The following is a 14,831-nucleotide window of genomic DNA, read 5'->3' as shown; positions in this document are numbered from 1 at the left end:
ATGAATTAGTTATCAATATTTTTGTTGATAGTTGCTATCACTAACTGTCTCCAAGCCTGATTATTACGTTAGTTCTGGCTCACAGTTAACGCTGTCCAAAACCAGACTCACAGCGTGTTGCAAATTTTCGGAAGAGTCTATTGGAATTCCCTGCGCCAAAGGTTATACATTAACTCGCAATCTCCGCGATCGCAGAATACTCTTAGCTATAGATAACGTTGGAAAAATGACCTGGGAAGGTTTTACCCGTCAAGTCCGCGATCAACTACGTGGTTTAGCTGAAGGAAGTGTTGCACCTCTGCGTTTAATTTTAGCTGCGAGTGAATCTTTAGACGACTTATTTAACGATAGTCAGGATGAAGGTAAGACATCACCTTTAGCTGGTGTTTGTCAGGAAGAAATAATTGCACCTTGGAACGAAAGTACTGCACGTCAATTTATTGCAACACGTCTCGCAATGACAAAAATTAAATTCACTGAGATAGAAATTCAACAAATACTACAAGAAAGTGACGGTCATCCTCGGAAATTGATGAGGTTGTGTTATCAAACTTATTCTCGTTGTGTTGATGGGCGATAGGACGCATCCTTACGGATGAACGGGGATTAGGGATTAGGGATTGGGGATTGGGAATTGAAAATAGCTATTAAATCCTGGTTCTTACTCATTACTTATTACTTATTACTCATTACTCATTACTTATTACTTATTACTCATTACTTAATTCTACCAATGAAGCAACAAAATACTGTTCCACGTTTAGATTTGGCTCCAAAACTTAAACGTCCTCTATCGTTATTGAAGCCATTGGATTATTTACGTATTTTATACTGGGTATTATTCTTCCCTCAGGCTTTGCGCTGGTATGTGGATACGTTTGGAAGTGGGTCTTTTTCTCAAGAACAAAAGAATCAACAACAGGAAAATAGCCGAACAAAAACATCAAATTTCCTACCCGAACACCCGATTGAGCGCCGGTTAATGATCCAAGCTTTTATATTGGTATTTACCACTAATTTAATTACATTTGTAATGACTGAAAGATTTTCCCTATCTTTTGCAGTCAGTATAGGAATAACCCTAGTGTATCTCAGTTGGGGAAAAGTGGCTGAATTATTGGGATTTACTTTAGCAATAAACTTAGTGGAAACCGTAGTATCTTGTGTATTTAGCCTTAGTTCCGTAGATCCTTCTAAATTCACCTTATTTAGGTTGTTCTCAGCATTGATGTTTGCAGTACTTGGTACATTTTTTTTGTCAATTAGTGTATTAGGAATTTGGGTAATCTTCAACCGCTCACCTAGAGCTAAAGAATGGCTCATGTCAGAAAAAACAAAGAAAAGAATGAAGGAAAATTGGCATGGTAATGATATTACTATGCTTGTAGCCTCAGCGCTCGCAGGGGGAACTGCACTCAGCTATTATCAAATATTAATAATAGATATACCTTCTGGGATGATTTTTATCGTAGCATTTAGCACACTATTGCTATTAATGTTACTTGTAATGCTATTTTTATCTTTCCCTCGTCCAGAAAATTGGTTGATTGGCTCGATTTTTAAGCGACGTCTTTTTGAAAATGGTAATGGTTTTATTCCCCACGTTACTCCCTTACCTTTACCAAATCTTACTTTACGGTTGCAAAAATGGTTACAAGAAGATTGGGAAATAGGTTTACATAATCTCAATCAAATACTTGCATATACCATGCAAATTTATCCAGTGGTGCGAGCAGTTAATCAGTCCCTTAAAAATACACCATCAGAACAAATTATATGGCGTGTTTCTCGCTTATCTGAAGTTATTAATCACAGCAAGATCGTAGGTTTTGCTTCTGCTTCTTTTGCAAAATCAATTAAATCAGCCGCGATTAAACGTTTTTTACTGTTTCGTTCTGAATATTACGGGGAATATTTCCCTCCTCCAGTAGAAGATACTCGTTTGGATACTCCTACTCGTGCAGTTGCTGCTGGTTTCTGGTATTTACACGTACAAAAACCCCAACTTGCTCGAGAAGCTTTTGCACATACCCGTTCTCTTCTCTACGGTGAAGAAATGTTTACTCTTGCTCAAATTCTAGAGGTTTTTCAGTCTGCAAAAGAAGTCGATAAAATTAACCAAATAGAATTACTTCCTCTTCCATCCCAACCCTTATTACGTTCCGATTCGTGGAAAACTATTGCAAGTTTGTATCGTGTAGTTGAAGATATCCAACTTGTACAGCGCAGTGTGTCTCGTGCAACTCGTGCTTTTGCACTCAATCGTGCATTGGGAGAACTCAAAAATATCCTCGACCATCCTGACTCTTTACCTCGAACAGAAAAAGCCTTAATTCTGAGTATTGCTCAAACTTGGCAAGAATCACTCCTCAATCTTACCGGTGATATTGGTAAAGTTAATATTACTAAACCAGTAAGTAATCCTTACATTGTAGGCGATCCGGTAGTAGGCGATCGCTTCATGGGAAGAGAGGATATCATCCGACAACTAGAAGAACTGTGGGTGATGGGTCAGCAACTCCAATCTGTAGTGATTTACGGTCATAGACGCATGGGGAAAACCTCAATCTTGCGTAATGCAACTAATTGTCTTGGTTCTGGAGTTAAAGTTGCTTATATCAATATGTTAGAGGTGGGAAATGCTCCTCAAGGTATTGTAGAAGTATTAATGGCGATTTGTGATGGAATTTCTCAAGTTGTGCAAATACCCCCTCCAGGAAATTATGATTTATTCAATTTTCCTTTACCTACCTTTAGAAGATATTTGCAGCAGGTTGTAGAAAAATTAAATGTAGAGATTTACCATAATACATCTGACGGGTCTAATAATACATCGATGGGAGGTACAAAAGGTTTAATTATCGCCCTAGATGAATTTGAAAAAATTGAAGAATTAATTGATGCGGGTAAAATGCCAGCAGATTTTATGGGATTTCTTAGGGGCTTAGTGCAGATGAATTCTCAAATTGCGTTTGCATTCGCCGGTTTACATACCTTGGAAGAAATGACTGCAGATTATTTTCAACCTTTTTTTGCGAGTGTGATTCCAATTCGGGTCGGTTTTATGAGTCGTGCTGCAACTCGTCAAATTCTCGCTAACCCAGATCCAGATTTTCCCCTGGACTATACTCCACAAGCCTTGGATAAAATCTATCATCTCACATCTGGACAACCTTATTTGGTACAGTTAATCGGATTTCAGTTAGTACGTCGCTACAATAATTATGTTTTTGAACAAGGACGCTCTCGCAATCCTAACTTTACTCCAGAAGATGTAGAAACAGTCATCAATGATGCTAATTTCTTTCGTCAAGGACGTTATTATTTTGACGGTGTTTGGGGTCAAGCAGCGCGGGGTGTTCCTCAGCAACAAAAAATACTCGAAGTTCTTGCTGACCAACCACAAGGATTAAGCATTGAGAATTTAGTTACAGCTACAGATATAATTGAATCAGATTTACAAAAAGCACTTAAAACCCTCAAGCGTCATGATGTAGTTACTGAAAAAGATGCTAATTGGCGAATAATTGTAGAACTATTTCGTCTTTGGCTTTTGAAATCTGCTTAAAGTTAATTCTGTTTAAAGTCACTTACGGGTCAATACAGTTCAGTTAAGGCTTTTTTTAAACAAATACCACTGTAGAGACGCGACATGTCGCGTCTCTACCAAAAAAATTAGGCTTATCTGAACCGTATTGACTTACGGGTCATTTCGTTGAAACTATATATGTCCCCTTTCTCAGTCACGATCAATTAACTGTATCTTGTAACATCTCAGTATTTTAATTGAATATGCAGAACGACTCAGTGCAAGATTCATCAGTAAACTTTAGTACGAATAAAGAAGATATCTATAAACGTGTTTTTAAGCGATCGCCTCTTATTTCTAGTATGTCTGTGGGCTGGGATAATCTAGATATAGTTTACGATCGCGATCCTCCTGGGGAAATATCCAAGATATCCTTCCAACAACACTGCATAGGAATTTTTACTGAAGCGTTCTCATCAACTGAAATCGAACGAAACATTGATGGACGTTTACTAAAAGAAGAGAATGTTCGAGGAAATTTTGTCATTGTTCCAGGGGATGTGAGTCATCAGGTGGTGTGGGATAAACCAATTAGTGCGGTTAAGATTGCGATCGAGCCTAGGATTTTTGCTCAGACCATCTACGAAGTTATAGATCCAGACCGGATTGAACTTTTACCGCAGTTTGCAACTCCCGATCCACTTGTCCATCAAATTGGGTTATCACTTAAATCTGCTTTAACTAAAAATGGTAATGGTAGTCGTCTTTATGCTGAGACTTTGATTAATGCACTTATCCTTCATTTATTAGAGAATTATTCGGGCGATCGCCGAAATTTTTCTGAATGTATAACAGGAAAGTTACCTAAGTATAAATTGAAACGAGTTATTAACTATATTTATGCTCATTTCGATGGCGATTTAAGTTTAAAAGAATTAGCAAGTTGCGTGCAAATGAGTCCTACTTATTTTTCGCGACTTTTTAAAGAAACCACAGGAATTACACCCCATCAATATGTTATTCGCTGTCGTATTGCAAGAGCTAAGGACTTACTAAAACAAGGGAAATTATCCATTGCTGAAGTTGCTATTCAAGTAGGTTTTGTCGATCAAAGTCATCTTCATCGTTATTTTAAACGTTTAGTGGGTGTTACACCAAAAGCATTTTTACAAGAGTTTCGTAAATAAGAGTTTCAAGATTTAAATCAAGTTAATTTACACACAACGATAGCTAAATAATAAGAATATCCAAAAAGAGTCAGAATTTACAAGCCACACATCCAGAAAAATTTTCATACTTATCGTTATAGCAGCACAAAGATAAATAGCAGCAATAATGAAAGTTGAAAATAAAACACAAATAAACACCCAAACAGAAACTCTCCAAATGTATGAAGGTGCTCCTTGGTGTTTGGGAAGATATGAAAGTTTTGTAATTAACAAACCCCAATTAATTACTCTTCTGGGTCATGACTACGTAATTTGGAAAGATAAAGAAGGTAACTTAAACGCTTTAGATAATATTTGTCCCCATGCTGGAGCTAACTTAGCTAATGGTGGTTATATCGTAGATTTTCAAGGAAAAAGTTGTTTAGCTTGTCCTTATCACGGGAATAAAGTTCAATTTTTTGGAGATGGGAAAGCAATTATCGAAGGAAATATTTCCCGTAAACCGATCCAATCAGTCCTACCTTTAAAAGTTATTGACGGTTTAGTGTGGACTTATGGTCTTCATTGGGAAGAAAAGCAAGGGGAATTATTATCCGAACCAATTCAACCAAAAATACCAATTCCAGACTATGCTGATATTCCTTTCTTACCTAAATATCATTCCCAATTACGTGTCAATAAACTCAATCATATTTATTCTTTTACTGAATCAGTTCATAATAATATCCTCAGATTTTTATGGAATGCACATGATGGGGAGCATTTCGCAGGTATTCATCGGGACAGCATGCTCACAAATGACATCAAAATTGATAACCTGACTCAGAAAGATAATCACATATCTTGGCAACTTTTTTTAAATAAACGAAATGATAAATATGCAAAAAAGAATAAAATGAGTCCATTAGTAAATGATGTCATGGTTCAATGTTTCAATACATTTTTACCAAGTCTAGTGGTTCTTACCAATGAAATAGCTCAAGGACAACTTTTTGTCGCTATTGGTTATCTATATCCAGAATCACCAACAAAAACTAGATTTTCTTTAGATGGTTATTTTAACTTTGAATATACCTGGTGGCACAAACTTCTTAGGCTACCTCAATTGGGAAATCAATTTCGTGACAAGATAATTGGTGAAGATGTATCTATAGTAAATAATATTTACCCAAGTTTCAATAAAAAGATTTCCCTTAAAAACGATACACCTGCGGAATTAGCAATTAATTTTTTAAAAAACTGGAAGTATGAATGAGTAATAAGTAATTTCTGACTTCTGACTTCTGTAGAGACGTAGCATGCTACGTCTCTACGACTTTTGATAATTGTTAACTGATAACTCGTTTAACTTGTTGGGGAGCTTCTATCTCAGTAAATAATTGAATTGCTTTGTCAAAATATATCTTACTTTCAACAACTTCTTCTATCTCCTGATAAGTTAATCCTAATTGAAAGTAAACTTCTGCTAAATCACATTTTGCATCAATATTTTCTAATAACTCGATTGCTTCAAAATGATTTATCAGAGCTAACTCAAACTCTCTTCGCTGATGATAAATTTGTGCTAGACCATTAATAGTTTTTGCCTTTACTTGGCTGTAATGACTTCTTTCAGCAAAACTCAATGCTTGAGAAAACATCTCATTCGCCTTAGTAAAATCTTTTAAATTCACATAAGTTTGACCAAGTATTTGTAGAAAATAGGAAATCCTACCATTATTTTTAATATTTACTTCTGTTGTAATGTTTTGATAAGCTTTATCAGCTAATACTTTAGCTTTTTCATCTAATCCTAGATAAGAACTAACCAAGGCTAAACAAATCGAAGCTTTTTCAGCCCAAGTATGATGATCTGTATTTTGTGCTAAATAAATGACTCGCTCAAATAAATTAGCTGCTGCTTCCAATTCCCATAAATCTATTTTATATAAGCCAATACTCAGAAGGGAATCAACTTCTAACATGCGAAAATAATAAAAATAATGTTTATTATCTTCCTTCGGAACTAGCTCTTTTAATGCTTTTGTTGCCAGATTAATTGTTTTTTCCTGACATTCAATTGCAGCATTAATTTTGCCATTTATCCAAAATAAATCTCCTAAAATATTATATAGTTCGCTAACAATACGATTCGAGTTTAAGTTATGAATTATTCGGTCAATTGCTGCCATCACGGGTTGAATTAAACCCATACGATATAAAGTACTTCCCAATGGTAAAAACTGGCTCCATTGGTTATCTCGACTTTTAAGAATAACTTTACCAGCTAATTCAAATGCATTAATTTCTATGTAATGATAGTAAGCTTCTAAAGCTTGCAATGCATCCTTAATATTTTTGATGTTTGGTACGCTCGCTGTCCAAAAATTTGCAGCTTGAATGTTAGCATTTTGCCAATCTTTACTGGAGCGCAAACGAGAAATAACTTCCGCTCTAATTACTGGGTGTAAACAATATTCACCTTTATGACACTCAATCAAAGAACGATTTTTCAGAGAAGCAATAATTTGATGGTGTTCTGTTGATGGTACGTCCCAAAGCAAACATAATAATCCTTCCGTCGGAATTGCAGGTACATCTTGATAGCGATAACATCCCAAACGACAAAGCAAATGATATGCTCGAATATCTAAGACTTTCAGTCGGTTAATTTGACTTACAGCTAAATTTTTTAAATCTGTTATTGCTAAAGGATCTGCATTATTTTCTTTCCAATATGCAGCCATATCACCATCAAAATCTTCCCCGATCGCACCGCAGAGAATACCCATTGCTTTAGCGTTACCACCATAAACCCGATGCATCATAAATAAAGTCTGCGAGTCAATCGCTAATTGTCGATACTCAAAAAATTTTTGCCATGCGGTAACATCTAAACTAGGAAGCCGATAATGTTTCACATCTAGTTCCGGTTCGCACAGGCGATCGCGACTGGTGATGATAGTTACAGATTCCACCCTTGCATCGGCTAAAATCCTTAATAGCTCTACATAATTACGATGGCGATCGATAAACCTACCGCGATCATCAAGCGCTGGTTCTAAATTATCAATTAAAATTCCAATTCTCCGGTTATTAAGCTGACGCTTTAATCTTCCCAGGGTGACACCAAATTCAATTCCCGGTTCTTCTTGAAAATCCTGTTTTAACCATTCTTCCACAACCTGTTGGGCGGGAGTTATATTTTGTGTTTCCTTAGCCATTAGGAGTTCTAAAACCAAATCGAACTCTTGGGTTTGCAAATACTGTTGAGCTAAAGTTGTTTTACCTAAACCCCCTTCACCTTGAATAACAATTACTTTATTTCCTTCAGCAACTAAACTATTAAGGCGATGGATTTCTTCTGAGCGTCCAATAAAACTTAAATTTATATTGGTATTGGTATTGGTATTTGTATTTTTATTTGTATCTACACTTGAATCTAAATTTACATCTTCTGCCTCTTTCGACTGAATAGGACTCTGAGATATTTGTGAACTTTTAGCATGTCTCAGACTTCTAGGATATTTTGCATAATCTGATAAACCTGATATAGTATAAGCCTTCCTAAAACACTTCTCTAAAACTCTTCGACAATTCCTTTTCGTGATTTTTTCTCGCAAGACTTTAGAAAGTAACTTCCATAGCTGAGAACCAGTATCTTTAGCATGTCCTTCAGTACAGCCATAAGTATCAGCAATTTCTAAATACTTCCGTCCCAAACAAACTTGTTCAAGAATTACTCGTTCCAACTCATTTAAGCGTTCCCCAGTTTGAACAGGAACGATGGTATCTAACCATGCTAATAATGCTTCCGTTTCCATTGGCTAGTAACGAGAGTAGTTTTTTGGTTTGCAGTTTTTTGGTTTGTTGTTTTTTGGTTTGTTGTTTTTTGGTTTGTTGTTTTTTGGTTTGTTGTTTTTTAACTTGTAAGTTTTTCTAATGTGAGCAAGAAGCCTCATCTAGTCTACATTTGCTTGACCACTTTTTTCAGACAAGATTCCGATAAGATTCTGTAAATCTGATAAGTTACACAATTCTCAATTAGTCCAATAATCTGCCTAGGAATAAATTCCCAGGCTCATAGGAAAAGTCTGATAAATCAGACTGGGTAAGGTTTATAGTGCGTTTTAACGTACTTAGTTTATGAGCCTTGTTCGCTCATCCGGCGCAGCCACCCCGCAGGGTAGCGACGACACTTTAGTGTTGAAATTTATTTCAAGGTGGGATTTTGGGTAAAACTAGATTGTTGCAAGTGATCAGTAAATCCGACTTTTTTCCCTACTTTTTCAACTTGATTTTCCTCTGATTTGACTTATGTCCTATGGACACGCGACAGCTGCGCTACCTACGGTACGCTAATGACTTCTAACTTGTGCATAGCAATATAACCAACTTTCCCCGACTGACAAATAACTGCTTTTGTTCTTAAACTGATGGACACAGCAGCAAAATTAACCCTATCGCTTGGATAAATATGGTTAACACACTCAATCCACTCCATGTAGATTTAGCTGGTAAAAAATACTCAAATCCTCATTATTTTCAAATCCAGCACCGTATTACTTCTCTCATAAATAATTATCTTACGATTGAAAAACTCAATCATCGCCTTGAAGATTTACCTTTACAGTTTGAAAATCCGCGATCGGGTCCTTGGAAAAAGATTGATTGGTCAAGTATTAATAGGGAACAAGTTATCAGTATTAACCTTGAAGTTTTTTTATCAATTCTTGTTGGTGCTATAGACACTGAAGCTCCGATCCGGGATTACACTCAAACAAGTCGCCAATATTTGGAAAAAATACACCCACAGATGGCTCGGTTCGTTGGAGGATTTACAAATGAAGATGGGAATATACAAGAAGTAGGTTTATGGGAGAAAGAAGAACGTCAGCATACTCCCGCATTAATCAAGGTTTATTCCCAACTAAAGGGTGAGAAAATAACTGTCAAACTTCGCACCGTTAGAGGATATATTCCTACAGACGACCCCCACGAAGATTTATATCGTCATGGCTTACATCGCGTTGCAACTGAATATGGAGCCGCTTGTCTTTACTTGTGGTTAATGGCACATACCACCGGCGCACTCCAGGATGTTTTTGAGCAACTATTAATAGATGAAATTAATCACATGACTAAATTCTGGGGATTTGGAGTTTGGCTATTTCCCGATATTTCTTTTTTAAATGTAGGAAACATACTAGTAAAAACTCGCAGCCAGGACTATAAGTGTAACAGCTTACTCCGTACCCTTAAACGTATGATGGAAAAACTCAACTGGAAATCCTGGACTTTGACTAACAAAGCAACTTTAATATTTACCTTTATCTATACGATGCATCGACTAATGGCTTGGACTAATTCCCTAACGCCAGATTATTTACAAGAATTATTGGGTAAACAACAATCACTTTCAATTCTTAACCCTTAATCCTCAACTTTTAATTTTGAATCTTTATCTTTATCTTTAATCCCCAACTTGAACCCCATGAATAAACTTTTATCACAACTACCTGCCGACTTGGCTCCTGAAAAGTTACCTGAACATGTAGCAATCATTATGGATGGTAACGGTCGATGGGCAACTCAACAAGGATTACCTCGGATTGCTGGACATCGTCAAGGTGCAAAAACCTTGAAAGAGTTATTACGATGTTGCAAAGATTGGGGAGTCAAAGTATTAACAGCCTATGCTTTCTCAACAGAAAATTGGCGAAGACCGACAGAGGAAGTGGATTTCTTGATGCTGTTATTTGAAAAATTAATCCATCGAGAATTAGCGCAAATGCATCGAGAAGGTGTAAAAATTTCATTTATTGGGGATTTGTCACCATTACCCAAGTCGTTACAACAAAAAATGCAGCATTCCATGTTGGAAACAGCAAATAATCAAGCTATTGAGTTTAATGTTGCAGTTAATTATGGTGGTCGTCAGGAAATCACTCAAGCATGTCGTCATATAGCAGAACTAGTACAGCGTGGAGAACTGAATCCTGAGCTAATAAACGAAAATTTAATTACACAAAATCTCTACACCACATCTATTCCCGAACCCGATTTACTAATTCGTACTAGTGGTGAAATGCGCTTGAGTAACTTCCTATTATGGCAAATGGCATATACAGAGATTTATTTTACAGATACTTTTTGGCCTGAATTCGATAGATCTGCTTTTCATCAAGCATTGTTACACTATCAAAAACGTAATCGCCGCTTTGGTAGCATAAATCTTACGCTTTCTGCTTAGTTAAGATGGATTAAGCATTGATTAAGAAATTCTTGAAAAGTTAATTCAGAATTGAAAAGTCACAGTCTAGACTTAATGAAGTCAGAAATCCCTAAATAAATGGAAAATCCCCAGATAGCAACTGCTACTATCTGGGTAGTAAGAGGAAAATCTATAGCTTCTGGAAAAATTATGAAATAGTAGTAGGGACAAAGTAGGGACAAAACAGAGACAAATTGTGACATTTTTATAAAAATCATCAGTAATAAGACTTATTTTGTTTAAATATAAAAATCCATCTCTTCAAAATTGTTCAATTTTCAACACTTAGTGATGTTTCTTTTTAGCCTAAGCCACAAGTATCTAAAAAAACTCTGTATAAACATTCTTATACTAGTATACTGTTACTAATCTGATACTTATGAAATAGCCACCAAACCAAATATTACTTAAACTAGAAGTGAGGTCACTTTCACAAATTTCGAATTCACAAAGTTCGAATTCACAAAGTTCAAATTCACAAAGTTCGAATTCAAAAAGTTCTAAATTTCACATGGAGTTTGAGTAATGAATACAACATTAAAACGTATCGTTTTACCCTGCGTAATTGCAATCAATTTAGTTGGGGTGACTTTAATTCCCAGTGAACATGCTGCAGCTAATGACGAGCTACTGAAAGATATTGGTATTGGAGCTGCGACAGGTGCAGTTGGTGGGATTATCACCGGTGATGATGTTTTAGAGGATGCTGTCAAGGGTGCTGCTGCTGGTGCAACAGTTAACGAAGTTAACAGACGCAGAGCAAACCGCTGTCAAAGTCGTAAGTTAGAAAGAGATATTCTTGCAGGTGCTGGTGGTAGTACTGTGGCTGGTATCATTACCAATCGTCGCCGCGATGTCGTTGGTAATGCTGCTAAGGGTGCTGCAGTTGGTACGATAATTCACGCTACCCGTAAGAACTGCAGGTAAAAACCAATAACCAAAAATAATTTGGTTTTGCAGTTGGTAAGATAAGAGCATCTATCAGGGATTTCCAAAGTAATAAATACCACTTTACATAACCTACTGAAGTGCACTTCTACAGGTAAAAGTGAATTATTTATTGGAAATCCCTGATCTTATTTGGCACTATTGGTAATTGGTAATTGGTAATTGGTAGTTGTTAATAACTCATTACTGTGCACAATACTTACAGTACGCTAGAGCCTGCGGCGTCGGCAAAGCCTCTGACTTACGTCACCCAGGGCGCGCTTACACGTTTGGACGCACTACGTGTTTGGACGCGGCTACGCCGAACATCCGCAGGATGCGTGCAAACACCGTAGGTGCGTCTTTCGCCGCTAACCGCTAGGTCGCGCACCGCTGAGCTGAGATGCACCTGCGGTGAACGCTAACATTACTCATTACTCATTACTCATTACTCATTACTCATTACTTATTAATTATTACTCGTTACTTAAATATTAAGTCCAAACGCTGTTGTGATTTCTTCAATGCTTCCTGGGGAGAACTCTTACCCAGTAAAATAGCTTCCATTGCTCGACCAATATTTTCAGAAACTCGATTATAACCAGGAAAAATTGGACGCGCTTTTCCATATTTTGTTTGCTCTAAAAATACCTCAAGTGCAGGTTGCTTTTGAATAAATTCTTGATATTTTGGATTTTGACGAGATTTAAGATTTACAGGTAAATATCCAGTTCCTAACGCCCATTCTGTTTGAAACTCTTCACTCAAAACATATTCCGCAAACTTAAATGCTGCTTTTTGTTTTTCAGGGGTAGTTTTAAATAAAAATAGATTTTCCCCACCAATACTAGTTGCAGGACGTTCACCAACGGGGATAGAAAACACTCCATAATCTCCATCAGGAATATCACTAGCAATATATGTTAAAGTCCAAGGACCGGTAAATTGCATTGCAACCTTACCTTTAACAAAATCATTGGTTTCAAAACCTCGTTCTGGTGCAGATAAAACCGCAGAACCATCATTAACTAAATCTTGCCATAATTGCAAAGCTGCTTGTGCACCTTGATTATCAGTTAAATTAACTGCTGCTGCTCGATCTAAATTACCATTAACAATTTCACCACCCCCGCTCCACATAAAGGGTAACCAAATAAAAACGGTAAACTCACCTTTACCCAAAGGTAAAAATAGTCCATGTTGGTCTATCTTGCCATCACCATTGGTATCCCGGGTTAGTTTTCGAGCAACTTCTCTTAATTCTTCCCAAGTTTTAGGTACATCGGTAATTCCAGCAGCTTTGAATAAACTGGGACGATAAAAAACACCCACATTATTCGTTGCAAAAGGTACTGACCACAACTTTCCTTGATATTCCATGGAAGCAAACAAAGCCGGGTCAATCATATCTTTGACGGAGGAGTTTACCAACATTTCGTCAACAGGTATAATAGCTCCCAACTCTACCAATTGACCGCCAATAGTCGGGTTAAACCACAATAAATCCGGCGGTGCATTACCCACAACCGCAGCCAAAATTTTCGGCATTTGTTGGTCCGGTTGACCAACATAAAGCGACTCCACCTGAATATTTGGGTGGGTTTGGTTAAATTTATCTACTAACTTTTGCAAAACATCCCGGTTGGGTGGTGGATTTACACCCTGCCACAAAGTCAAATTAATTACATTGTCTTTGGTATTATTTCCTGCTAAAGGCTGACATCCAGCAATGGCGAAGATGGCGACCATGCATAAGATCAATAATCTATTGGGTAATAATATGTGGGGAAAAATTAAGGGATATTGACCGGGATGTTTGAATATTTTAGAGAACTTAAGGGACTTGGGAAATCTAATAGATTTCCAAGGTTTAAGAAACTGAGAAAATTTAACAATCACAACTTTGATGCTTTTGTTTGGGTTGCTACACAATTATGGTAAGGTTATTTATTTTCTCAGTTAACAGTTAACACAGAGTAATGAAAACAGTGAAGTCGTCAGCATGATCGCACAGTAGTTATTGCATCGATATTCGCACATCAATCCTAGCCAGTGAGGTTATTTATCTGATAACTGTTAACTGTTAGCTGATAACTGTTAAAGGAGTAAAATTGTGGCTGGACATAGTAAATGGGCAAATATTAAACGTCAGAAAGCAGTTGTAGATGCCAAAAAAGGTAAAACTTTTACCCAAATCTCGCGAGCAATAATTGTGGCTGCAAGAAGTGGTATTCCAGACCCAGCAGGAAATTTTCAACTGCGGACAGCAATTGAAAAGGCAAAAGCAGCAGGAATTCCTAATGATAATATTGAAAGAGCGATCGCTAAAGGTGCTGGTACTTTTGATGATGGTAGCAATTTAGAAGAAATTCGCTATGAAGGTTACGGTCCAGCGGGTGTAGCCATTTTGGTTGAAGCTTTAACTGATAATCGTAACCGAACTGCAGCAGATCTACGGGCTGCTTTTAGTAAAAATGGTGGAAATCTAGGTGAAATGGGTTGTGTAAGTTGGATGTTCGCCCAAAAAGGGATTTGCGTCGTTGATGACGTATCCAACGAAGAAGAACTTTTGGAAGCATCTTTAGATGGTGGTGCTGAATCTTATGAAATGACTGACGAAAATACTGCAGAAATTTTAACAGACGCTACACAATTAGAAAATCTCAACCAAGAATTAAAAGCAAAAGGTTTTGATGTTAGTGATGCTCAATTGCGCTGGATTCCTAGCAATAACGTGGAAGTGAACGACCCAGACCAAGCGCGATCGCTACTCAAGTTAATTGATACCCTCGAAAGTTTAGATGATGTGCAAAATGTAACTGCTAATTTTGAAATGACCGATGAATTAATGAATGCGAGTATGGTGTAGGGGATTGGGGATAGCACAGCGTGACCGCAAGGTCATTACTTACGATACAAAATAAATAGCTTATGCTGGTGCAAACCCCTAATC

10 protein-coding genes are annotated in these 14,831 nt (G+C 37.0%); 8 read left to right on the top strand and 2 right to left on the bottom strand.

Annotation, left to right across the window (positions count from 1 at the left end):
- Positions 1 to 31: 31 nt before the first annotated feature.
- The 4 genes from QNJ50_RS18465 (at position 32) to QNJ50_RS18450 (ending at position 5,953) form a co-directional block, all read left to right on the top strand.
- Positions 32 to 580: a hypothetical protein gene (locus QNJ50_RS18465; RefSeq protein WP_300637880.1), complete on the top strand. Its 549-nt coding sequence runs from the start codon at positions 32 to 34 to the stop codon at positions 578 to 580.
- A 153-nt stretch (positions 581 to 733) separates the two neighbouring features.
- Complete coding sequence (locus QNJ50_RS18460) at positions 734 to 3,568, top strand: ATP-binding protein (RefSeq protein WP_300637878.1); 2,835 nt, start codon at positions 734 to 736, stop codon at positions 3,566 to 3,568.
- 224 nt (positions 3,569 to 3,792) lie between these two features.
- Positions 3,793 to 4,716 (top strand): AraC family transcriptional regulator, encoded by a 924-nt coding sequence (locus QNJ50_RS18455; protein ID WP_300637876.1) that lies wholly within the window; start codon positions 3,793 to 3,795, stop codon positions 4,714 to 4,716.
- Positions 4,717 to 4,864: 148 nt separating this feature from the next.
- Positions 4,865 to 5,953 carry a Rieske 2Fe-2S domain-containing protein gene (locus QNJ50_RS18450; RefSeq protein WP_300637874.1) on the top strand — a complete coding sequence of 363 codons (1,089 nt, stop codon included), beginning with the start codon at positions 4,865 to 4,867 and terminating at the stop codon, positions 5,951 to 5,953.
- 73 nt (positions 5,954 to 6,026) lie between these two features.
- Here QNJ50_RS18450 and QNJ50_RS18445 read toward each other — a convergent pair whose 3' ends face one another.
- Positions 6,027 to 8,501 (bottom strand): NB-ARC domain-containing protein, encoded by a 2,475-nt coding sequence (locus QNJ50_RS18445; RefSeq protein WP_300637872.1) that lies wholly within the window; start codon positions 8,499 to 8,501, stop codon positions 6,027 to 6,029.
- 653 nt (positions 8,502 to 9,154) lie between these two features.
- Here QNJ50_RS18445 and QNJ50_RS18440 point away from each other — a divergent pair.
- The 3 genes from QNJ50_RS18440 (at position 9,155) to QNJ50_RS18430 (ending at position 11,878) form a co-directional block, all read left to right on the top strand.
- Complete coding sequence (locus QNJ50_RS18440; RefSeq protein WP_300637870.1) at positions 9,155 to 10,114, top strand: ferritin-like domain-containing protein; 960 nt, start codon at positions 9,155 to 9,157, stop codon at positions 10,112 to 10,114.
- A 57-nt stretch (positions 10,115 to 10,171) separates the two neighbouring features.
- Positions 10,172 to 10,930, top strand: coding sequence for an isoprenyl transferase (locus QNJ50_RS18435; RefSeq protein ID WP_300637868.1), 759 nt, complete (start codon positions 10,172 to 10,174; stop codon positions 10,928 to 10,930).
- Between the two features lie 546 nt (positions 10,931 to 11,476).
- Complete coding sequence (locus QNJ50_RS18430; protein WP_300637866.1) at positions 11,477 to 11,878, top strand: hypothetical protein; 402 nt, start codon at positions 11,477 to 11,479, stop codon at positions 11,876 to 11,878.
- A gap of 483 nt (positions 11,879 to 12,361) precedes the next feature.
- Here the strand turns inward: QNJ50_RS18430 and QNJ50_RS18425 are convergent, their stop codons facing one another.
- Positions 12,362 to 13,627: an ABC transporter substrate-binding protein gene (locus QNJ50_RS18425; RefSeq protein ID WP_300637882.1), complete on the bottom strand. Its 1,266-nt coding sequence runs from the start codon at positions 13,625 to 13,627 to the stop codon at positions 12,362 to 12,364.
- Between the two features lie 364 nt (positions 13,628 to 13,991).
- Between QNJ50_RS18425 and QNJ50_RS18420 the strand changes: the two genes are divergently transcribed.
- Positions 13,992 to 14,747, top strand: a complete 756-nt coding sequence (locus QNJ50_RS18420) for a YebC/PmpR family DNA-binding transcriptional regulator (protein ID WP_300637864.1) — start codon at positions 13,992 to 13,994, stop codon at positions 14,745 to 14,747.
- The last annotated feature ends 84 nt before the right edge of the window (positions 14,748 to 14,831 follow it).

Origin of the sequence: Mastigocoleus sp. MO_188.B34, from assembly GCF_030065675.1 — a bacterium.
In the GTDB taxonomy this organism is placed as follows: domain Bacteria; phylum Cyanobacteriota; class Cyanobacteriia; order Cyanobacteriales; family Nostocaceae; genus Mastigocoleus.
The sequence above is the reverse complement of the archived record's forward strand: the minus strand, read 5'-3'. Positions and strand labels throughout refer to the sequence as shown.

Excerpts from the sequence above, each read along its gene's own strand:
- QNJ50_RS18455 (WP_300637876.1), top strand. The coding sequence starts at position 3,793 with ATGCAGAACGACTCAGTGCAAGATTCATCAGTAAACTTTAGTACGAAT.
- QNJ50_RS18450 (WP_300637874.1), top strand. The coding sequence starts at position 4,865 with ATGAAAGTTGAAAATAAAACACAAATAAACACCCAAACAGAAACTCTC.
- QNJ50_RS18460 (WP_300637878.1), top strand. The coding sequence starts at position 734 with ATGAAGCAACAAAATACTGTTCCACGTTTAGATTTGGCTCCAAAACTT.
- QNJ50_RS18430 (WP_300637866.1), top strand. The coding sequence starts at position 11,477 with ATGAATACAACATTAAAACGTATCGTTTTACCCTGCGTAATTGCAATC.
- QNJ50_RS18425 (WP_300637882.1), bottom strand. The coding sequence starts at position 13,627 with ATGGTCGCCATCTTCGCCATTGCTGGATGTCAGCCTTTAGCAGGAAAT.
- QNJ50_RS18440 (WP_300637870.1), top strand. The coding sequence starts at position 9,155 with ATGGTTAACACACTCAATCCACTCCATGTAGATTTAGCTGGTAAAAAA.
- QNJ50_RS18435 (WP_300637868.1), top strand. The coding sequence starts at position 10,172 with ATGAATAAACTTTTATCACAACTACCTGCCGACTTGGCTCCTGAAAAG.
- QNJ50_RS18445 (WP_300637872.1), bottom strand. The coding sequence starts at position 8,501 with ATGGAAACGGAAGCATTATTAGCATGGTTAGATACCATCGTTCCTGTT.